General features: G+C 34.8%; 22 protein-coding genes and 1 pseudogene. 7 read left to right on the forward strand and 16 right to left on the reverse strand.

Features of this window, described 5'->3' with window-relative positions:
- Nucleotides 1-40 precede the first annotated feature (40 nt).
- Nucleotides 41-685: an FMN-dependent NADH-azoreductase gene (locus ATN92_RS13360; protein WP_056951158.1), complete on the reverse strand. Its 645-nt coding sequence runs from the start codon at nucleotides 683-685 to the stop codon at nucleotides 41-43.
- An 82-nt stretch (nucleotides 686-767) separates the two neighbouring features.
- Between ATN92_RS13360 and ATN92_RS13365 the strand changes: the two genes are divergently transcribed.
- Both ATN92_RS13365 and ATN92_RS13370 read left to right on the forward strand, forming a co-directional pair.
- On the forward strand, nucleotides 768-1,688 hold the full coding sequence (locus tag ATN92_RS13365; RefSeq protein WP_056951156.1) for a helix-turn-helix transcriptional regulator: 921 nt from the start codon (nucleotides 768-770) through the stop codon (nucleotides 1,686-1,688).
- A 402-nt stretch (nucleotides 1,689-2,090) separates the two neighbouring features.
- Complete coding sequence (locus tag ATN92_RS13370) at nucleotides 2,091-3,494, forward strand: APC family permease (protein WP_056951155.1); 1,404 nt, start codon at nucleotides 2,091-2,093, stop codon at nucleotides 3,492-3,494.
- 54 nt (nucleotides 3,495-3,548) lie between these two features.
- Here ATN92_RS13370 and ATN92_RS13375 read toward each other — a convergent pair whose 3' ends face one another.
- The 3 genes from ATN92_RS13375 to ATN92_RS13385 form a co-directional block, all read right to left on the reverse strand.
- Nucleotides 3,549-3,893, reverse strand: a complete 345-nt coding sequence (locus ATN92_RS13375; RefSeq protein ID WP_056951152.1) for a type II toxin-antitoxin system PemK/MazF family toxin — start codon at nucleotides 3,891-3,893, stop codon at nucleotides 3,549-3,551.
- Nucleotides 3,886-4,113, reverse strand: a complete 228-nt coding sequence (mazE, locus tag ATN92_RS13380; protein WP_056951150.1) for a type II toxin-antitoxin system PemI/MazE family antitoxin — start codon at nucleotides 4,111-4,113, stop codon at nucleotides 3,886-3,888. Before mazE ends, ATN92_RS13375 begins: the two co-directional genes overlap by 8 nt.
- A gap of 154 nt (nucleotides 4,114-4,267) precedes the next feature.
- Nucleotides 4,268-5,110: an alpha/beta fold hydrolase gene (locus ATN92_RS13385; protein WP_056951148.1), complete on the reverse strand. Its 843-nt coding sequence runs from the start codon at nucleotides 5,108-5,110 to the stop codon at nucleotides 4,268-4,270.
- Nucleotides 5,111-5,128: 18 nt separating this feature from the next.
- Between ATN92_RS13385 and ATN92_RS13390 the strand changes: the two genes are divergently transcribed.
- A complete protein-coding gene (locus ATN92_RS13390) occupies nucleotides 5,129-6,076 on the forward strand; it encodes a LysR family transcriptional regulator (RefSeq protein ID WP_158106800.1) in 948 nt (315 codons plus the stop codon).
- Between the two features lie 37 nt (nucleotides 6,077-6,113).
- Here ATN92_RS13390 and ATN92_RS13395 read toward each other — a convergent pair whose 3' ends face one another.
- Together ATN92_RS13395 and ATN92_RS13400 are read right to left on the reverse strand one after the other, a co-directional pair.
- Nucleotides 6,114-6,431: a DMT family transporter gene (locus tag ATN92_RS13395; RefSeq protein ID WP_056951144.1), complete on the reverse strand. Its 318-nt coding sequence runs from the start codon at nucleotides 6,429-6,431 to the stop codon at nucleotides 6,114-6,116.
- Nucleotides 6,432-6,567: 136 nt separating this feature from the next.
- Nucleotides 6,568-7,083, reverse strand: a complete 516-nt coding sequence (locus tag ATN92_RS13400) for a helix-turn-helix transcriptional regulator (protein WP_056951142.1) — start codon at nucleotides 7,081-7,083, stop codon at nucleotides 6,568-6,570.
- Nucleotides 7,084-7,253: 170 nt separating this feature from the next.
- Between ATN92_RS13400 and ATN92_RS13405 the strand changes: the two genes are divergently transcribed.
- Nucleotides 7,254-7,667 (forward strand): Lrp/AsnC family transcriptional regulator, encoded by a 414-nt coding sequence (locus ATN92_RS13405; RefSeq protein WP_056951141.1) that lies wholly within the window; start codon nucleotides 7,254-7,256, stop codon nucleotides 7,665-7,667.
- 61 nt (nucleotides 7,668-7,728) lie between these two features.
- Here ATN92_RS13405 and ATN92_RS13410 read toward each other — a convergent pair whose 3' ends face one another.
- Nucleotides 7,729-8,247: a DUF2798 domain-containing protein gene (locus ATN92_RS13410; protein WP_056951138.1), complete on the reverse strand. Its 519-nt coding sequence runs from the start codon at nucleotides 8,245-8,247 to the stop codon at nucleotides 7,729-7,731.
- A gap of 208 nt (nucleotides 8,248-8,455) precedes the next feature.
- Between ATN92_RS13410 and ATN92_RS13415 the strand changes: the two genes are divergently transcribed.
- On the forward strand, nucleotides 8,456-8,800 hold the full coding sequence (locus ATN92_RS13415; RefSeq protein ID WP_056951136.1) for a hypothetical protein: 345 nt from the start codon (nucleotides 8,456-8,458) through the stop codon (nucleotides 8,798-8,800).
- Nucleotides 8,801-8,883: 83 nt separating this feature from the next.
- Here ATN92_RS13415 and ATN92_RS13420 read toward each other — a convergent pair whose 3' ends face one another.
- Complete coding sequence (locus tag ATN92_RS13420) at nucleotides 8,884-9,732, reverse strand: LysR family transcriptional regulator (protein ID WP_056951134.1); 849 nt, start codon at nucleotides 9,730-9,732, stop codon at nucleotides 8,884-8,886.
- Between the two features lie 124 nt (nucleotides 9,733-9,856).
- Here ATN92_RS13420 and gap point away from each other — a divergent pair, with 124 nt between their 5' ends.
- Complete coding sequence (gene gap / locus ATN92_RS13425; RefSeq protein ID WP_056951132.1) at nucleotides 9,857-10,885, forward strand: type I glyceraldehyde-3-phosphate dehydrogenase; 1,029 nt, start codon at nucleotides 9,857-9,859, stop codon at nucleotides 10,883-10,885.
- A gap of 542 nt (nucleotides 10,886-11,427) precedes the next feature.
- Here the strand turns inward: gap and ATN92_RS13430 are convergent.
- Both ATN92_RS13430 and ATN92_RS13435 read right to left on the reverse strand, forming a co-directional pair.
- On the reverse strand, nucleotides 11,428-12,075 hold the full coding sequence (locus ATN92_RS13430) for an NAD(P)H-binding protein (protein ID WP_056951131.1): 648 nt from the start codon (nucleotides 12,073-12,075) through the stop codon (nucleotides 11,428-11,430).
- Between the two features lie 15 nt (nucleotides 12,076-12,090).
- The gene (locus tag ATN92_RS13435) at nucleotides 12,091-12,948 is read right to left on the reverse strand and encodes an aldo/keto reductase (RefSeq protein ID WP_056951129.1); all 858 of its coding nucleotides are present in this window, start codon (nucleotides 12,946-12,948) and stop codon (nucleotides 12,091-12,093) included.
- Nucleotides 12,949-13,066: 118 nt separating this feature from the next.
- On the opposite strand from ATN92_RS13435, the gene ATN92_RS13440 reads away from it, so the two are divergent.
- Entirely contained in the window at nucleotides 13,067-13,948 is an 882-nt protein-coding gene (locus ATN92_RS13440) for a LysR family transcriptional regulator (protein ID WP_056951127.1), read from the forward strand.
- Nucleotides 13,949-14,012: 64 nt separating this feature from the next.
- On the opposite strand, the gene ATN92_RS13445 is transcribed toward ATN92_RS13440, so the two are convergent.
- The 6 genes and pseudogenes from ATN92_RS13445 to ATN92_RS13470 all read right to left on the reverse strand — a co-directional run.
- Entirely contained in the window at nucleotides 14,013-14,438 is a 426-nt protein-coding gene (locus ATN92_RS13445) for an alpha/beta hydrolase family protein (RefSeq protein WP_234032602.1), read from the reverse strand.
- A gap of 14 nt (nucleotides 14,439-14,452) precedes the next feature.
- Nucleotides 14,453-14,896, reverse strand: coding sequence for an alpha/beta hydrolase family protein (locus tag ATN92_RS13450; RefSeq protein ID WP_056951123.1), 444 nt, complete (start codon nucleotides 14,894-14,896; stop codon nucleotides 14,453-14,455).
- A 3-nt stretch (nucleotides 14,897-14,899) separates the two neighbouring features.
- Nucleotides 14,900-15,403 carry a cyclophilin-like fold protein gene (locus tag ATN92_RS13455; RefSeq protein WP_056951121.1) on the reverse strand — a complete coding sequence of 168 codons (504 nt, stop codon included), beginning with the start codon at nucleotides 15,401-15,403 and terminating at the stop codon, nucleotides 14,900-14,902.
- A 214-nt stretch (nucleotides 15,404-15,617) separates the two neighbouring features.
- Nucleotides 15,618-16,487, reverse strand: a complete 870-nt coding sequence (locus ATN92_RS13460) for an aldo/keto reductase (RefSeq protein WP_056951119.1) — start codon at nucleotides 16,485-16,487, stop codon at nucleotides 15,618-15,620.
- 128 nt (nucleotides 16,488-16,615) lie between these two features.
- Nucleotides 16,616-16,759 (reverse strand): annotated as a pseudogene (locus tag ATN92_RS13465) (helix-turn-helix transcriptional regulator); the annotation flags it as partial.
- Between the two features lie 210 nt (nucleotides 16,760-16,969).
- Nucleotides 16,970-20,368, reverse strand: a 3,399-nt coding sequence (locus ATN92_RS13470; RefSeq protein WP_158106801.1) for a hypothetical protein, incomplete at its 5' end; no start/stop codon positions are given.

Genomic DNA, 20,368 nt, shown 5'->3' on the forward strand with positions numbered 1-20,368 from the left:
CTTCATTATGCCATGTTTCAGACGCAAAAGAACATTTTTATCACTCGTAAAATTTGTTGAATTCAACATCTAAATCATTTTTGGCTTGTTCCATAGCTTCGTTAACATCGACACCATTAGTTTGCAATCCTTGGGCACGCACAATTGAGAATTTGTCGAAGCCCATAAGTTCTTCAAAGATACCTTGCAAGTACATTCTAGAGAATTCCAATGGTGTATAGCGGTCATTGTTGGTATAAATCGAACCACTAGCTTGAAGTAACATCACTCTATAGTTGTCTGTCATCAAACCAACTGAACCTTCAGCCGTATATTTGAAAGTTTCGTGTGCCACCAAAATATTGTCGATGTAATCTTTCATCTTAGAAGTCACGTTAAAGTTATGGAGCGGTGAAGCAATGACAATTCGGTGATGGGCTTTAAATTGTTGAATCAAATCCTGATTTATTTGAAAAATTCGTTTTTCTTCATCATTTAAAGAAATGTGATTAGCTTGTTTTTCCCAAATACCTAAAAGTTGATCCGTAGTTAGCTGAGGAATCTCCATGTCATAAAGATTGATTAAGTCGACTGTTTCATTAGGGAAAGCTGTTTGAAACTTCTTGAGAAATAATTGTTGAAGTTTAATTGAGTAGTGATCTCCATTACGAAAATCTGGTTGAGCGTTAATAATTAATGTTTTCATTTTTAATTCATCCTTGTCTTAATTGATAAGTTAATACTACAATTTAAAGGTGACAATCTATGACACCATTAAGGAAATAAAAATGAATAAAGCTGAACGACTCAATCAAGAACTAATTTTTCTCAGTAACAAATCAATTTTTCACATCAACGACTTAGTAGCCGAATTTCAAATCTCTAAACGGACAGCCTTACGCGATATCACTGACCTCGAAGATATGGGTTTAAGTTTCTACACCGAAAATGGCCGTTATGGCGGATTTCATATCGTCAATCGCCAACTATTGATTCCCGTAACTTTCAATCTCGAAGAAATCAACGCTATTTTCTTTGCCCTCAATGCTCTAAGCTCCCTTTCTGCCACTCCATTTGAGAAACCCTACAAACATATTTCCGACAAATTAATGGCGACTCTCCCCAAAATTCAGCAACAAGCCGTCGTCAAATTACAAAAATCAGTTCAATATTATAAAATACCTTCCATTTCGGCTCCGACTGATTTAAATATTATTTTGCAATCAATTTTAGAAGAAACTGCTCTGAGTTTAACCTTTCATAATAAGAAACAAACGATTCAAATATTCGATCTGTTATATCGTCACGGAATTTGGTTCTGTAATATTTATAACTTTGAAAATAAAAAATGGGCCACTTATCGTTGCGACCAAATGGAAGATTGTTCACTCAATCGCACCCAATCAACTCTAACCCACGCACAACTACAAAAAATTCAGGAGAATTATGAAAGAAACTACCATAACATCCCCTTTGAATGCAGTCTGACTCCGCTTGGTGTCGAATTATTTCAAAAAAACAATTATCCTAATATGAAACTGAAACAAGTTGATGGGCAATATTATCTCTATGGCGGTTACAATCAAGAAGAGTTCGACTACATGGTCCAGTATCTTCTTTCATTGGGAAATAACGTCAAAATCAACTATCCTCAAGCTCTAAAAGATTCCTATTTGGATGAACTTCGAAAAATTATCGATCAATACTAAAAAGGAACTTCATTAACAAATTACGTTAACGAAGTTCCCTCTATATTCAATATATTCAATTATTTACGATTAATTCTAACTGGAGACACTGCAGGAGTACTCTCCAATTTCTTAAAAATTAGTGTTAATAATACGATTGATGATAACCCCATGATTTGTAACATAATGTCATCCTTTCCATTAGCTCTTTAATTTATCTTGATTTGATAAATCATACTCTTTTGGAAATATAATTTACAACTATATTGTCTCATGAAGTACGACTTTTTTTCACATATCTTGCTCACCAGTTGTCAATTTTTCTTAATTCCTCTTTAATAAAATTAAAAAAATAAGTTGTGCTCATTTAATATTTGAGTAATAATGAAAATTACGTTTTTCTTTTTTATTAGGGGGATTTTCATGAAAAATATTTTTAAAAAAGAAAGTGTTGAAAACTATGTCAAAGCCGATTCTCACTTGGTGAGGACTTTACACGCTAAAGACTTAGTTGCACTTGGAATTGGTGCCGTTATTGGTACAGGAATTTTTATTCTACCAGGACATGAAGCAGCTCTACATGCAGGACCAGCCGTTGTTATTGCTTTTCTGGTGGCAGCGTTAGTCTCTGGAATGGTCGGTATGGCTTACGCTGAATTCTCGTCCGCTATGCCAGTTGCCGGTTCAGCCTATTCCTTTGGTTCTGTTATCTATGGTGAATTCGTCGGTTGGCTACTCGGTTGGGCTTTAATCCTTGAATATTTCTTGGCAGTTTCAGCTGAAGCTACCGGTTTTGCCTCATACTTCAATGACAATATCTTAGCGGCCTTTGGTATCACTTTACCAAAAGCCCTACAGGCCGGACCTTTAGAAGGTGGCGTTATTAATTTAACTGCTGGTCTTATCGTTTTGATTGTTTCTTTCATTATTTTCCACGGTGTCGACTTATCTAAACGAATTGAAAATATTGCCGTAGTCGTTAAAGTGGCGATTATCATTCTCTTCATCGTAGTCGGAGTCTTCTATATTAAGACATCCAATTATGTACCATTCTATCCAGCTAAATTCCATTCATCACCATTCGGTTTGGGTGGTATTTCTACCGCTGCCGCTACTGTTTTCTTTGCTTTCATCGGCTTCGATGCTTTAGCAGCTAATTCGGCTGAAACAGTTGATCCAGGTAAGAATGTCGTTAAAGGTATTATCGGAACTGTTATTGTAGCCGTTGTACTTTACGTAGCCTTTTCATTCGTTCTGACAGGAATCGTTCACTATACTAAATTGAACGTTGACGATCCAGCAGCCTATGCGTTGAAAGTCATTCATCTGGGTGCTTGGAATAAAATTATCACTTTAGGCGCTTTGATTGGTATCTTTACAGCTATGATCACTATGTTCTTCGGTGGTTCCAGATTAGTTTACGCACTTGGACGTGATGGTTTATTACCTAAGTTCTTAGGCCACGTTAGTTCTAAACGTGCTGTACCAACTAATGCGATTATTATCGCAACCATTATCCAAACATTTTTCGCAGCTTTAGTACCATTAACACAATTAGCTTCCTTGATTAATGCTGGAACATTGTTAGCATTCGCCTTTATCTCATTTGGAGTTATTCCTTTGAGACATCGTAAGGATATTCCAAATAACGGCTTCAAAATGCCACTATATCCAGTGTTACCAATACTTTCAGGACTATTCAGTGTTTACTTCATTGTCATGTTACCAAACTTGACTAAAGTATCCGTTTCATTCTGGTTGATTTTAGGTGTGATTTTCTACTTTGCCTATGGAATCAGACATTCTAAACTACAACAGGATAATTAAAATTACGAAAAGAGTAACGTTTCTTTAAACATAGAAACGTTACTCTTTTCGTTTTTACTCAATTATGTCATTAACTATTCTAATAACATCAAAGAAAGTACTATCATCTAGCTCTCCAATTTTATCAATCTTTCGAGCTTTATAATCAAAGGTATGTATTTGTAGAGGATTTATAAATCCATCTATTCCTAAAACTTCCGTAATGGGGATCAAGCCTGTCATTCTTAAATGATTCTTCTTGGCATGAGTTATTGGACAAACCAAAACCAAATTTGTAACTTTACTATATTCTTTATTACTCAAAACTAAGGCCGGACGTCTTTTCCCAATCTCTTTACCTGATGATAGATTGAAATTTAGCCACACTACGTCCTGTTTTTCAGGAATATATTCAGTCAATTTCTTCCTCTCCTATTGATTCATCGTTGAATTCTTCTTTTTGTTTAAGATTATGTTCTTTAAGGAATTTTTTATCTTTAAAAATATTAGTTTTCTTGGGGGAAAACACGATTGAACCATGACGGCCTTGAAACACTTCATATTCTCCATCGGTCGGTTTTATATTTTGAGGTATAGTAAAAACTTTAGAATTACCTACTTTTCTTGCTTTAACACTCATATCATCGCCTCCGTATATACGAAGTATATATTTACACTAATTTGTAATCAACTTCTTATACTTATAAATACGAAAAAAGGTTTAGAACATGGTCTTTCCTGCTTAAAAAATAAAGCAGATAATCAAAATACGATTACCTGCTTTATTTCGTTCTTTATTTAGCCCATTTATTCAAAATCAATTGCCCAATTTCTTGCCAATGTGTTTCTAAAACAAAGTGACCACCATCTAACAAGTGTACTTCTGCATTCTTGTCATTTTTGGCAAAGGCTTGGGCACCTTGATAAACGAAACTAGGATCGTTTTTACCCCAGGCTGCAATAATTTCAGGTTGATAATCTTTAACATATTTTTGATACTTAGGATAATTAGCCACGTTACTTTGATAATCAAAAATCAAATCCGATTGTCTTTCGGCGTAATCGGGAGATTCTGTGTAGTGAATGTCCAAAGTATAACCATCCGGAGATACGCTACCCTCTTTTTCACCACCAGTATATTGGCCTTTAATCGTTGCTGGTTGGAATGCTGACTTATAACTTTCACGTAATTCTGGTGTAGGGTTTTGCCAATAGTCTTTACGGCCTTCCCACTTCTTACCTAATCCTTCTTGATAAATATTACCGTTTTGACTGACGATTCCCAAAATTCTTTCTGGATATTTAGTGGCAATATTGAAACCAATCGGTGCACCATAATCAAACACATAAAGATAAAATTTATCAATTCCCATAGCATCTAAGAATCCATCGACATAATTAGTTAAGTTGGCAAAAGTATAATTAAATTTTGTATGTTCCGGCGCAGCTGATTGACCGAATCCGATGAAATCTGGAGCAATCACATGAAAATCATTCTCTAACATTGGCATCAAATTTCTAAACATATGACTGGCAGTTGGAAATCCGTGTAATAACAGGAATGTTGGCTTACTGTTATCACCACTTTCACGATAAAAAACATCTAATCCATTTACTTTGATTGTTGAAAATTTCATATTTAGCGACCTCGTTTTTTGTTTGAATTAACTTACAACAACAGTATATGGTCGTTTGGATATATAATAAACCATGATAATGAGAAACTAGCCATACCAAAATTCATATATCAGGAGTTAACTATAAATACAAATACTCTACAAATGTTCATTACTATCGCTCAAATTGGCAGTATCTCCGGTGCCGCTGAAGAAATGGGCTACGCACAATCAAACATTTCTGCCAAATTACGACAATTAGAAAACGATTTGAATACTAAATTATTTTTTCGAACCAATCGCGGTATTACTCTAACTGATAATGGTAAAGACTTCTACGCCAAAGCCATTAAAATAGTCAGCCTAACTGACGATGCTATCAATCAACTGCAACATCCCGAAGAAATCCATGGTAATTTGAAAATTGGCACTTTACAAACTGCGGCTTCGACTTTTCTGCCTCAAATACTGTCCAAATTTCACCAACAAAATCCTCAAGTTGAACTTTCAATCGAGACTGGCACAACTTTACTGAGCGCTCAGAGAATTCTCAATTATGAATTAGATGGCGCAATTATTGGTGGTAAAGTCAGCAATCAAAAGCTGGTTGCACTACCTTTAATGTCTGAAAAACTCTGTTTGGTAACTGCTAATACTCCTGACATTGACATCGATAATTCTTCTCTACTAGTTTTTCCAGTTGGATGCGCTTATCGTAAGACTCTGGAAAGTTGGTTAGATTCAAAACAAATCATGATTCATCATCCGATTGAATTCAATTATCTAAACGCTATTATCGCCAGTGTTAGCGCCGGTTTAGGTATCAGTCTCTTACCACAAAAAGTTGTCCAACCCTATTTAGATCAGGGAACTCTCAAAGCAATCGAATTACCTGATCAATTTTCAATCTTGCCAATTTCTTTTATTTATCGAAGAGATTACATTATTACCCACTCATTTAAACAATTTCTAGAGAATTTAAAATAGCAGCCACTGGATTTTCCAATGACTGCTTTTTAATATTTTAATTTATATGTAAATTTAGAAGTACAGTTCCAAAAGTAATAAGAATAATTCCTGACACTGTAATCCAACTAATCGGTTCGTGCCACAACACTACCGATATTATAGTAGTGATAACTATTCCCAATCCTGCCCAAAGTGCGTATACTACATTCAAATCAATTGACCGCATACTCAAAGATAAAAAATAAAAGCAAAACAAATATGCAAACAAACTCCCCACTGTAAATAATGCTTTGGTAAAACCATCAGACAGCTTTAAGAGATTTGTCCCTATCACTTCACCGACGATTGCCATCCCTAAATATAAATATCCCATTTTAATGCCTCACTTTTCAGAATTTTATTTCATTATCCAAAAAGTTTTTCCACTTGGATTCCCAAGCACAAGCATATCTCAATATATAATCTATTTTCATAACAAACGGTATTATATCGTGTAAAATTCAAAAAAATCAAGATTCAATTTTCTTTTGTCGTTCGTTTTTTTGAGCTTGTTCTTGAACAGCTTTGAATAAAGTATGACTATCACTATTGGGTTTTAAAATACTCAGGTTATAAAGTGAATTAAGATTTGCTACCTCAAAAAATCTTCGCAAATTTCTTAATTTTGCACTCTCATCCTCAGCACTACCAATCCACCCCTTATCGACCATTTGTTCATAGGGAAAATTTTGGGCCAACTTGGATTCACTCTCATTATTCAACTCACGTTGTACACGGGCTAAGCGTTCTCGATAACGTAATTCCAACTCACTCCAAACCTTTGCTGGAATTCCTAAAACACTCTCTAGCCTTTGCGCCACGTCAAAAGTTAATTCAACCTTTCCATTAATCAAATGGCTAATATGTTTTTCACTCATATCCATTCTTATGGCAAATTCTTTTTGAGACATATGACGACTATTCAATTGTTCTTTAATAGTTGCCCCAGGCGGAACTGCAATTGTTTTTCTACTGTGCATAATCATTAATTATCCCTCCAAGGAAAAATTTACCTGTAAGGTAAATTTGTATTAACATTCTAAATTTTATTAATCTACATTATTGATTTCGATTAAATATAAATCTCATTTTTAATCGGAAAATTCACTATCGTATAATATATATTGAATCCTAAATACAGAAAGAATTGAATAAAGTGGACAATACTGATCTTAAAATATTAAAACAATTAAATAGAGATAGTCGCATTAAGAAAAACAAATTAGCTAAACTCGTTAATCTCACTCCACCGGCCGTTGCTACCCGGATCGAACAACTTGAAGACGAAAAAATTATCAAAAAATATACTATTGAAGTCGATCTAGATAAAATGGGTTACAATTTTCAAGTTTTTATTCAAACTAAGATGGATTATCGTAGTAACAAGAAATATCTAAATTTTATTCATTCTAAACGAAACTTTATCCGCCATCATTATAAGATATCCGGACAAATGAATTATATGATTCACGGTGCTTTTCGTTCCAATTCAGAACTCAATGATTTTCTCACCGAATTAGAAAAATATGCTAATTACCAGGTTCTCAACGTGATTTCGGAATTGATTTAATTTCATAAAAAAAGCTTCATCACACTCAATAATTGAATGCGATGAAGCTTTATTAATTAGCTTAAATTTCTTCTTTAGCAGCTTTTGTTTCTGCTTCTGTTTCTTCAACCTTAGCAACTGTCTTTTGCATCTTACCCAATACTCCACGAGCAATTGGTCCAACAATCAATAGTTGTAAAGGTAGAGCAACAATCAAATTAAAAATCCAAGTATGACCATAAGTAGCTAGTACATGTCCTTGAGATAACTTGCCCTCAACGGCGATTCCGAAGAATGACATCAAAGTTACCATACCAAAAATCATCAAAACTGAGATTGTAATACCGATCAAAATAGTGTTTTTCTTCATATAATCATTAATAATATATTTGAAAGCTAATCCTTTAGCGATTGGTCCAACAATTAGTAGATCCAATACGATAGCGACACCTAAACCTAGTGGATAGGCGCTTAAAATTGCCATTGGCAACTCACTGCTGAGCCCCTGAGCCATGGCAACATTATATCCCGTCATTACTAGCACCATCAATCCGGCCATAATGGCTGTGAATACAATTTCTTCTTTTAAATTACGTGGCATTTGCACACTCCTATATTTAATTACATATTTAACAACAGATACTTAATATATCACGTTAAAAATTTCTTCATAAGTTACAATTATGTTACAAATTAAGTAAACCGCTTGCATTTCGAATTATAGAATGACATTTGACAAAAGACCTTATCAAACTCAAAATAACTTATACATAGATATCGTAAATAAAATAGAAAATGTAGGTATAATAATGGATAAACAAACTAAGTTTGTTAAATTATCAAATATTGGATTGGATAACTTGGAACTTTATAAAAAAGACGCAACTGGTTACTTGGATAACGTTTGTTACTTATACACTAATAAGAACAGCAGCAGCACTTTCGTTGCCATGAACTCTACTGGAAAAGTATTAGATTTCTACAAATTCCATACTTCAATGGATAAAGATGACATCATGAAGAAAATTATGGAGCTTTTCAGCGATGATGAAGCTACTGATTTTAAGAAAGTTTTTGAGAACGTAAAAGAATTCACTTTAACTGATAACGTTGCAGTTGAATTACCATTTGATAATGGTGTCTTTACAATATAATACATAAAAAAGCTGGGAATATTATTCTCAGCTTTTTTCTACTCCATAATTGACTATTCGAAACCATTTGATAGTAAATGACATTAATTATTTTCAAGAATGTTAATAAATTCTTCGAAAGGTTTATTGATCAAATAATCCTTACGATAAATAAAACGTAATTGTATTTCTGAAAATTTTACAGGTAATTCTGTCTTATACAATAAATGATTTTTAACAAACGAATCCGCAATCTTTTCAGGTACAATTGCGATTCCTAAACCTGCACAAGCACTGGCCATAACGGCATCCAAATAATTGAATTCGATTGCTTCATGAATCACCAAACCTTGTGACTTCAACCAATCGTCAACGACATCCCGATAGACGCAACCAGTTTGAAAAACCAGAAATGGTGCTGTTTTTAAGTCTGGCAATTCAGGAGTAACGGAAACAATACAGAGTTTTTCCTTTGCTAAAGGTATGAAATTCAAGGAAGGATTCTCAATATTTTCCCCAATTACCGCTCCATTCAATTCATAATCTAAAACATGATCGATATTGTCAGTCGGATTTCCTGTCTCAATTGTTAAACGAACTTTTGGAAAGGCTTGATGATATTGTGTCAATATCGGTGGTAAATAAGTAGCAGATGCTGCTTGTAAAGTACCTATTTTAAGATCACCCTCAATCACTTTAGGATGTTGCAATTGATTAATTGTATCCTCAGTTAAATTAACTATCTCGACAGCTTTTTTGTAAAACTTATTACCATCATCAGTTAAAATGACCCCACGGTTCGTTCTATAAAATAGCGAAGTCTCTAAATCTGCTTCTAATTGATGAACCCTAGCGGAAATATTAGATTGAGCATAACCCAACTGATCTGCGGCTCCAGAAATACTGCCACTTTGGGCGATTGCAATAATCATCTTAAAAGTATCAATGTTCATAATTAACTCCTCAGGTATCATTTTTTTATATATCAAGTTTCTTATTCTCGTAGTTTATTATATATCCAATACTCCATATACTGTACTTGTAAGTTAAGAGAAAGACAACGAGGAGGAATTAATTATGACAACAAAAATTGGTATTAACGGATTCGGCCGTATTGGTCGTCTAGATTTTAGAAGAATCGCCGAACTTCAAGATCAAGGTAAAACAGATTTGGAAGTTGTTGCAATTAACGATTTGACATCACCACATATGTTGGCTCACTTGTTAAAATATGATACAGCTCATGGTAATTTTAAAATTGATTCAATCAGTAATGAAGACAACGCTATTATCTACAACAAAAAACGTATTCCCGTTTACGCAGAAAGAGATGCTCGTGATCTGAAATGGGTCGCAAATGACGGTGTCGATATCGTTCTTGAGTGTACAGGCTTCTACACTTCAACCGAAAAAGCTCAAGCTCATCTTGATGCTGGTGCCAAACGTGTTATGATTTCTGCCCCATCAGGTCAAATGCCTACTATTGTTTACGGAGTTAACGAAGATACTTTGACAAACGATGTCAGAATTGCTTCTGTTGGTTCATGTACAACTAACTGTATTGCCTTATTAGCCAATGCTGTGAACAAGGAATTTGGCATTAAAGCAGGTTCTATGACAACTGTTCACGCTTATACAGCTACACAAATGTTGCAAGATGGTCCAGAACGTAACGGAAATGTTCGTGCTGCCCGTGCCGCTGCTGAAAATATCATCCCTCATTCAACTGGTGCCGCTAAAGCCCTTGGTTTAGTTATTCCTGATTTGAAAGGTAAAATGGATGGACATGCTCAACGTGTACCAACAATCACAGGTTCAGTTACTGAATTAGTAACAACTTTGGATAAAGAAGTTACCGTTGACCAAGTTAATGCAGCTATTAAAAAGTATACTGATGGAAGCCAATCATTCGGATACAATGATGACGAAATCGTTTCTTCAGATGTTATCGGTACTAGCTTTGGATCAATCTTTTACCCTACTCAAACACAAGTTGTTGGATCAGGCTCAAGCCAATTGGTTAAAACCGTTGCTTGGTATGACAACGAATCAGGTTTCACAGCTCAAATGATCCGTTCCCTTGAAAAATATGCCAGTTTGAAATAAGGAAATTCAGCTTACTACAAGACTTGTATATCAAGAAGAATTAATTGATATCATTTAGTATTTCGTGCTACTATTTATCTATAAACGAAGGCATTAAAAAAGACTAAAGACGGCAATCTTCAGTCCCAAAAACTTTAATGTCTTCGCCTAAATATTTTATGAAACTAAATGCTATTCAGGTCAGACATCCCAAGTGTCTGGCCCTTTTTTGTATCTAACGCTTTGTTTCCTCGATCAATAGTAATATTATCACTAAGATCAAGAATACAATGGAAAGATATTCCAAAGTTAACTCCTATAATTAGACTAGGATTCGATGCAAAAAATTCATTTGCAACACCTCCAGTAATAAGAATAGACGAAGGGAACACACTAAGTTTTTGTATTTTTATTATACTATTTTGATAAAATCACAGATAGAGTTGTATAGCCTTTATAATAAATTTTAACCAGTTAGATGTTATTACTATTTGTAAATTAACAAAAAAGAAGTTAAGAAATTCCTCTAAATGGGGATCCTTAGCTTCTTTTTTACTTCAATTTTAATAAACAGGTCGATCTTCACCTTGTGTATCAGCATTAGCAATACCAACAGAATCGTTCTTCAAATATTCTGGATCAGCAATAATCTTAACAATTACATCAGCCATACTTTGGCGAGAACCTGAAACACCAACATATTGGTCACTTCTGTGAGTAATCGTATATTTAACTTCATCACGATCATTCAACCATGGAAAACGTAATGTAGTATACGTTAGACCAGATTCAGATAAGAGTTTGTCAGCATTGATAGCAGCGGCCAAACCACTTTGAACCATCTCATCATTCCAACGACCAAATTCACCAGGAACCTCATGATAGAGTCCTAACAAACTTGATTCGATAATACGGCCAACATTATTTTCCTTCATCGACTTAATTACATTCTTAGTAATGACATTATCCTTAGTGTGATCAACCATCGCAATATAAACTACGTCTTGACCTTTCATAGCAGCATTAACTGCATCGTAATCAGTAATGTCGCCATCGACAAGTGTTACATTTTCATTGTCGTCCAAATCAGCTAGTCGTTGACTATTACGTAAGAATAAAGTCAATTCCACATCTGGTTGTTCTTTTAATAGTCGCTCTTCAACGATACGGGCAATTTGTCCGTTAGCACCTAAAACTAATACTTTTGTCATTTAAATTTCTCCCAATTATTTTAATTTAGCTAAACTTGAGCCAAAAATCTGTTCAATAGTTACAGGATCACGGTGATCAAAGAATTGGCTCTCACCTTTATCCAAGTTAGCCATTGTTTTCATTTCGTCGGCAGTTAATTCGAAATCAAAGACATCAATATTTTCCTTAATTCTATTAACATGAACTGACTTAGGAATCACGACAATGCCGCGTTGTAATAACCATCTTAAAATCACTTGTCCGTTAGACTTGCCATACTTTTTAGCAATCTGAGCAATTGTTTCATTAGTGAAGATGTCATGTTTACCTTCGGCGAATGGTGCCCAGGCTTCAACTGTAATATCTTCTCTTTGAGCAAAGTCAACTTCTGAGTTCTGTTGATACCAAGGATTAACTTCAATTTGGTTTACTACTGGTTTAATATCAGTAGTCAATTCCAAATTCTTCAATTGATCAGCATAAAAGTTTGAAACACCAATAGCACGAATTTTTCCAGCTTTATAAGCCTCTTCCAAAGCTCTCCAAGCGCCAATTGTGTCGCCATATGGTTGGTGTAAAAGATACATATCAATATAATCTACGCCTAAATTATTCAAAGAAGTTTCAATACCCTTCTTGGCTCTGTCATAAGTAAAGTCTGAAACCCATAATTTTGAAGTGATGAACAAATCTTTGCGATCGACGCCGCTTTCTTTGATAGCTTCACCAACGGCTGTTTCATTTTGGTAAGCTGCAGCTGTATCAATCAAACGATAACCAGCATTGATTGCATCTAACACGGCTTGTTTACATTGTTCTAAGTCTGTTACTTGGAAAACTCCGAATCCTAATTGTGGCATTTCAATTCCATTATTTAATTTAACTGTTTGCATTATTTTCTACCTCGTCGTTATTTACTTTATGAATACATTCTATGACCAGACTTATGGTTTGAAAATTACTAGATATATATGCTAGCATACATGTAGCGTATACTGTGAGGCATATATAATGATTGATAATTATTTACTTGAGGAATTAGTAGCATTTAAAAAATATGGAACTCTAGCTTCCACGGCTGAACATCTGATGGTGACTCAGCCTACCGTTACACGGGGAATGCAGAAACTGGAAGACGAATTGGCCGTTGAAATCTTTGATCGTCAGCCCAACCGCATCACATTAACCAAAACTGGAGAGCTGGCTGCCAAAGAAGCTCAAAAAGTCATTGATCAGAATAATAACTTTATCAATACCGTGCAGAAGTACGACTATAATCACAAAAATATCCGCATTGGTGCTGTTGCCCCCGGTCCTTTGATTCTATTACGCCATTTAAAAAAATCTAAACTGGCTCAGGCAAAAATCGATATTGACGATAACTTAATTAATCCTGGAGACGTAACTAAAGAACTTTTGGATCACAATTATTCTTTTATACTAACTAATCAGGAGATAATGACTGATAATATTGAGTCACGTTTTATCGGAACAGAAGAGCTTTCTGTTAACTTAAACCAATTTACCCTTTTGGCTAATAAAAAAGCAGTTTCTTTTGCTGATCTTAAAGGCTTGAGTTTCATTGTCATTGCTGATATCGGTATCTGGAAAAACATCACCGAGAAACAAATCCCCGATGCAAAATTCTTATATCAAGATCAACAAGAAGCATTTCGTGAAATCACCAAGTATTCTGATTTTCCTTATTTCACAACTAATATTTCTAAAATTGACCGCAAATTAGAAATGGAAGGTCACGATCAAATCAACGTCCCTATTAGTGACGATGCCGCTAAAGTCGATTTTTATGCAGCTTACTTAAAAAATCAAAAGAAGAACATTAATCCTATTTTAAAGACAATGAATGAAGCATGGGATAAATATCTAAATTAATGTACACAAAAGGCCCTCGGAACAAAATCCGAAGGCCTTTTGCATATCTTCAAATAACTTAAAATCAGTTTTCATTTTCTACAAACTCATCGAGGTCCCTTAACGCCAATTTCAAATCTTTACCATAAAATCCATGACCGGCATTTCTCAACACTATAAAATGAACACTCTTAAAATTATGAGCAGCCTGTCTAGGATACTTGATGGGAACAATATCGTCACTATTACCATGGACAATTAAGACGGGGCCCTTATACTTAGTCGCTGCCTTAGTTATATCCATATTTAGTAATTCTTTATAATAATTACGTCCAACTGTAAATCCCATTAAATCATGCGTTTTAGGTACTTGATCGAATGAACTATATTGCTCTTGAGCATCATGTGTAATCGAAAACGCAGGATACATTAAAGCTAATCCCTCAATATCTTGTGGGTGATTTGATGCTGCCAAAGCTGAGACAACCCCTCCTTGACTACCACCAACCAAAAGAACGCGATGCTTTAGTACATCATCCTTTTTTGTAATGCTTCTTTTACAGCCAATAAATCTTGTTCTTCCGTAAGAATCGACATCTGAGTTTGCTTTATACCAGTACTTTGTCCATTATAGCTACCCCCAGGAAAATCAAATGAATATGCTAAATACCCCTGATTGGCCAAGTTCTTAGCATAACTCTCTAACTCCTGATAATTACCACCTAACCCGTGAGAAACAATTGCAAGCGGCATCTTTTTAGGATGATTTTTAGCTGTGTAAATGTGACCATAAATATCTTCATTATTATATTTCACATGCCAAACTTGATCATTAACTGATTTAGTTTTAGTATTCGCAACTTTACCTGCAGATGGTCCATTATTATTCGCACTAACATCTTTTTTACCACATCCCGCAATCATTAACATTCCTACTAATAGCAAGACACTTATAATCATTTTTCTCATAAATTAATCCTTAGATATCCTAATATCGACATTATTACCCATATTCTTAATTACACTACGATAATTAGCAGAATCGAATTTTCCAATGATATGAATTCCCTCGTAATACTCTTCAGTTCCCCAATAAAGAACAATTCTCTGTTCTGGAGACCAGTAACCAATTGAACCCTTTGTTCCAACATGTCCACTAGGCATTCCCTTAGTAGATAAACTATGATTTAAATCAGCAACTTTTTCTGGCAATCCTGCATAATCTCTAAAACTCAAAGTAACTGGTAATTCTTTAGCAAAAGCTTTGGCAGCACTGGAATTGTTTAAATGTGCTTTCAAATTTGTACCATTAATTGAAACTGTAATTTTTACATTAGTTTTTGGATCAGATGTCGTTACTTGACTAACCCTATTTTTAGAAACAGCCTGACTGGATGTCTGTTCTTTCTTCTGACCACAACCAGTTAGTAATATCAATGTGCCTATGACAAGTAGAACATTTTTTAAAATTTTCATCTTTTTCTCACCATTTTCTGAAATTGTCTTCATGGTAGAGCCAAGTTTGAATTATGTCTAATACCAATATTCTATAGATGCCTATTACTTTTAGTTATACTAGGAAAATCTACAAAATAGTAATAGCTATTAAAATAGGCCATCTATCAACGACTAATGTCATAAGATAGATAGCCTATTTAATTTTAAAAAGTATTTTTACCAACTTGTTAAATTAGTCGTTAGCATGAACATCAAAAGCGTTCAAAAGCATTTCTTCAACGCCGTCATCATCAGGATTGTGCATTCCTTTACCATTACGGTCCAAAGCACGGATAGCATCCATTTCGTCTGATGTTAAAGCAAAATCAAAGATTTCCTTGTTTGACTTGATACGTGCTTCATGAACTGATTTAGGAAAGACGATTACACCTTCTTGATGTTCGAAGCGAAGAATAATTTGACCGACATCTTTGCCATATTTCTTAGCCAAATCGTTCAACAATGGTTCTGCGAACAAATCTTTACTTCCTTGACCTAATGGAGCCCAAGCTTCAAGTGTTACATGAGCATCAGCCATAATCTTACGCAATTCTTTTTGTTGGAAATAAGGATTGTATTCAATTTGGTTAACACTTGGCATTGTAGCAAAGTTTGGTACCCACTTGTTCCAGATCTTAGGTGTCATATTTGAAACACCAATTGAACGAATTTTACCAGCAGCCTTAGCTTCTTCCATAGCCTTCCAAGCTTCATCAACTTTACCATATGGTTGGTGAATCAAGTAAAGATCCATGTAATCTAAACCTAATTTTTGAAGTGATGTATCAATAGCTTTTTTAGCATCTTCGTAAGCAAAATCTTGTAGCCATAGTTTTGAAGTAACCCAGATTTGATCACGAGGAATGCCACTATCTTTGATGGCCTTACCGACTTCTTGTTCATTGAAGTAAGCTACAGCTGTATCAATGTGGCGATAACCTAATTTCAAAGCATCACTAACTGCTTTATAAGTTGAACCGTCAGCGGGAATTTGAAAAGTACCGAAACCAAATGATGGGATTTCTGTACCATCGTTTAATTTAAAGTTTGTAATGTCTGTCATATGATTGAACCTCTCTTTAATTGTTTATTTCTTAATCAATGACATTAGTATAAAGCCAGATTCAGAATAAAAAAATTACTAAAATGGCATAGTAGTATACGTTATACACATACTATGATTTTCTAAATTCAACTTTTAAATTTAGCAATATATTTAATTTCTAACTTGATCCCCGTAGCATCAGCAATTTCATTTAATAGATCCAAACTTACATTAACTTTACCTGTTTCAATTCGTCCTATTGTTGACCGTGGCTTGCCAATATATTCGGCAAACTTTCTTTGCCTCTATCATTTATATAAGATTCTAAATTCCCCATAATTGATCCATCCTTTATTCCATTCTTTTGCGTTTGTGATAGCGTAGTTGCTATTGTAAATCTGCTTTGCTACATTACTAATATTTAATACTACTTCTAAATCACGAAAAAAAGGAAGACCTCTCGGCCTTCCTTTTCATATTTAAAATCAATCTGTTTCTACTTAATACCAAGCCTTAGTGTCTAAATAAACACCTTCAACTTTTTTTACCCATTCATTTGTTGCTACTCGATAATAAACATTTCCGGCTGGATCAATAGCCTCTTTATCGGCTAACCATGAAGTGTCCTTTTGAAGCGCACGATTCTTTATAACTTCACGATCGATATTGTAAAGCTTGTAATAAGAACTAGCTTCATTGACATTGACGATACCTTTAATATTTTTAATAAAGGTTACATCGTGTGAGTCGATCCATTCGTTTGTTGCAACATGGTATTGTTTAACTCCTGCACGGTTAGTACGGTATTGATCTGTTAGCCATGAAGATTGTTTAATTAAAGCACGATTCTTCACTGTTTCATTAGTCCAATTCTTCAATGAATAATAATCTTGTCCGATAACTGTTCTAACAACACCAGAATCTTTGTAATAGGTCCAGTCATCTTCATTATCAATCAAGTATACATCGCGAGAATCAATCCATTCGTTTGTCGCAACACGATATTGTTTAACTCCCGCACGATTTGTCCGATATTCATCAGTTTTCCATAAAGTATTCTTATCTAATTCACGGTTCTTAATCATTTCGTTAGCACGATTATTCAATTGATATGAATCTTGATCAGCCTTAGTTTTGACTACGCCATAATTGTCATAGTAATAAGTCCAATCATCTTCATCACCATTTCCAACAAAGTATACATCGTTAGAATCAATCCATTCGTTTGTCGCAACACGATACTGTTTAACTCCCGCACGATTTGTCCGATATTCATCAGTTTTCCATGAAGTATTCTTATCTAATTCACGATTCTCAATCGCTTCGTTAGCACGGTTATTCAATTGATATGAATCCTGATCAGTCTTAGTTGTGACCACACCATAATTATCATAGTAGTAGGTCCAGTCATCTTCATCACCTGTACCGGTAGTATTATTGTTATTTCCGGTATTGCTGCCAGTGTTGTTACCTGTGTTACCACCAGTATTTGTATTTGGTTTAACAGTAATTTCACGGATATAAGTTACTGACTTACCGTCTTGAGAAACTATTCCATCACCAAAATCATAAGCATTATTATCATTTTCAGCCAATGGGAAAGTAACTCTTTGATAGTAAGATCCTTCTCTCAAATCACCAGTAACATTACCATCATCAGATGTAGCATTCTGAGCATTTTGCTTGGTACTGAAAATACCACTAAAGGTTGGATTGCCAGAATTAATAGCATTTCCCTTGTCATCTTGCAAAGTTACTCCAGTTGGATCTTTCAAACTAGCTGCATCAGATGAAGTATTGTAACTAACACTTGGACTGACAATAGTTGCCGTAGCAGGATTAGTTGAAGCATCAATTCTTTGAAGGAAACTAACCGTACTATCAGTCTTATTAACTTCTCCCTTAATGGCGCTAAAGTCATAGTTAGCAATTGTATTAGCTGAAACTTTGAAGATAACCTTACGGTAATAAGTACCCTTTTTAGCGATTGTATAGTCATGGGCATCGCTAGAATCAGCCGGTGTTAAGGTATTATCTTTCATAATATAGTATTCAGGACTAAAGCTAATGCCGGCAACAGCAGTTGGAGCATCAATCAAACTATTTCCGTCAGCATCAGTTAATGAATAGCCGACCTTAGAACTCAAACTCGAATCTTCACCATTAACATCAACTTTAACATTCTTAGTATCAGTAACAGCTTGGCTTACCTTAGTTCCACTTTCTTGTCCGACTGAAATTGGTTGAACATAAGTGATTACTCCATCTTTATTGGAGATAACATTTGGATCAACGAACGAATATCTATCAGCGTCAGCAGCCTTGAATGTAATAACACGATAGTATGTTCCAACTGTGTCAAAACTTGTTATAGGATCACTAAGCTTTCCGGCATCATAATTCTTATATACAGTTGTACCTGCACTTGCTTCAGTTTTGATGGTCTTTCCATCAGTAGTCTTTAGAGTATATTTCTCGTTAGTTGCTGGTAATGTTGATACCAAACTACCAACTGTAGAGGTTACTTTATCAACATTAACTGTTGCCACAGTTACCTCTGGAGCTGTTACATTAATTGCCTGAATATAAGTAATTATTCCATCTTTATTAGAGATAACATTTGGATCAGTGAACGTATATTGATCATTATCGTTGACAACTTTGAATGTAATGACACGGTAGTATGTTCCAGCCGTATCAAAGCTTGAATCTTTTACAAGATCACTTAGTTGTTGATTCCTATATACAGTTGTACCTGCACTTGCTTTAGTTTCGATGGTCTTTCCGTCAGCGGTGGTCAAAGTGTAGTTCTTGTTAGTTGCTGGTAATGTTGATACCAAACTACCAACTGTGGAAGTTACTGTATCGGTATTAACCGTTGCTGCTATGGAATTAGTTGTTGCTTTACTTACAGTCACTTGTTGGGCAAATGTTACTGTCCCATCACCATTATCAATATAATCTTTTCCACTTGTTCCATTGATTGCATAATCACTCAATGATTTACCATCAGATAATGTTAGTGTTACGAGACGATAATATACGGATGCGGTTGTAAATGAACCCGTAATTCCATCGATATTGTTCAAAGCATTAATTGCACTAGTGAAGTATTGATCTCCATAGCTTGTTTTTGTTGAATCAATGATTGAATTTCCGTCATCTAATGTTATATCTGCTGTTCCATTATCTGTTAATTTATTTACGGAATCGCCAACCTTAGCATTGGCTCCAGTTATATTAGACGTTACTGACGGAACCGTTACTGTTGGAGCTGTTACGGTTACTTCTTGGGCAAACGTTACTGTCCCATTACCATTATTAATGTAATCTTTTCCACTTGTTCCGTTGATTGCATAATCACTTAATGATTTACCATCGGCTAACGTTAGTGTTACGAGACGATAATATGGTTTATCTGATGTTGTTACTGTTGTGAATGCACCCGTTGTTCCATCGATATTCTTCAAAGCATTAGTTGCACTAGTATAGTATTGGTTTCCATAACTTGTTTTCGTTGAATCAATTATTGAATTTCCGTCATCTAATGTTATATCTGCTGTTCCATTATCTGTTAATTTATTTACGGAATCGCCAACCTTAGCATTGGCTCCAGTTATATTAGATGTTACAGATGGAGCTATTACATTGACCTTTTGAAGATAAGTTACTGTATTATCATTTTTATTAATTTGAGCATCTGTAGCACCCTTGATCGTATAAGAATTCAAGGCACCTTCCGTCAAATGAAGAATAACTGTACTATAGTAAGTTCCCGCTTTGCCATAAACTGTTCCATTTACTGGATCAGTTGTTGCACTAGTCTTTCCACCTAGAATATCTGCTAAAGCCGCAGCCTCATCGGTATTATCAGCTGGGTAATAACTTCCAAATGTGAC

The organism is Companilactobacillus bobalius, assembly GCF_009764355.1.

Bases quoted from the DNA above. Each gene is read 5' to 3' on its own strand.
- ATN92_RS13400 (WP_056951142.1), bottom strand. From the start codon at position 7,083: ATGATTATGCACAGTAGAAAAACAATTGCAGTTCCGCCTGGGGCAACT.
- ATN92_RS13385 (WP_056951148.1), bottom strand. From the start codon at position 5,110: ATGAAATTTTCAACAATCAAAGTAAATGGATTAGATGTTTTTTATCGT.
- ATN92_RS13410 (WP_056951138.1), bottom strand. From the start codon at position 8,247: ATGCCACGTAATTTAAAAGAAGAAATTGTATTCACAGCCATTATGGCC.
- ATN92_RS13415 (WP_056951136.1), top strand. From the start codon at position 8,456: ATGGATAAACAAACTAAGTTTGTTAAATTATCAAATATTGGATTGGAT.
- gap (WP_056951132.1), top strand. From the start codon at position 9,857: ATGACAACAAAAATTGGTATTAACGGATTCGGCCGTATTGGTCGTCTA.
- ATN92_RS13450 (WP_056951123.1), bottom strand. From the start codon at position 14,896: ATGAGAAAAATGATTATAAGTGTCTTGCTATTAGTAGGAATGTTAATG.
- ATN92_RS13440 (WP_056951127.1), top strand. From the start codon at position 13,067: ATGATTGATAATTATTTACTTGAGGAATTAGTAGCATTTAAAAAATAT.
- ATN92_RS13360 (WP_056951158.1), bottom strand. From the start codon at position 685: ATGAAAACATTAATTATTAACGCTCAACCAGATTTTCGTAATGGAGAT.
- ATN92_RS13455 (WP_056951121.1), bottom strand. From the start codon at position 15,403: ATGAAAATTTTAAAAAATGTTCTACTTGTCATAGGCACATTGATATTA.
- ATN92_RS13460 (WP_056951119.1), bottom strand. From the start codon at position 16,487: ATGACAGACATTACAAACTTTAAATTAAACGATGGTACAGAAATCCCA.
- ATN92_RS13370 (WP_056951155.1), top strand. From the start codon at position 2,091: ATGAAAAATATTTTTAAAAAAGAAAGTGTTGAAAACTATGTCAAAGCC.
- ATN92_RS13420 (WP_056951134.1), bottom strand. From the start codon at position 9,732: ATGAACATTGATACTTTTAAGATGATTATTGCAATCGCCCAAAGTGGC.
- ATN92_RS13435 (WP_056951129.1), bottom strand. From the start codon at position 12,948: ATGCAAACAGTTAAATTAAATAATGGAATTGAAATGCCACAATTAGGA.
- mazE (WP_056951150.1), bottom strand. From the start codon at position 4,113: ATGAGTGTTAAAGCAAGAAAAGTAGGTAATTCTAAAGTTTTTACTATA.
- ATN92_RS13395 (WP_056951144.1), bottom strand. From the start codon at position 6,431: ATGGGATATTTATATTTAGGGATGGCAATCGTCGGTGAAGTGATAGGG.
- ATN92_RS13430 (WP_056951131.1), bottom strand. From the start codon at position 12,075: ATGACAAAAGTATTAGTTTTAGGTGCTAACGGACAAATTGCCCGTATC.
- ATN92_RS13365 (WP_056951156.1), top strand. From the start codon at position 768: ATGAATAAAGCTGAACGACTCAATCAAGAACTAATTTTTCTCAGTAAC.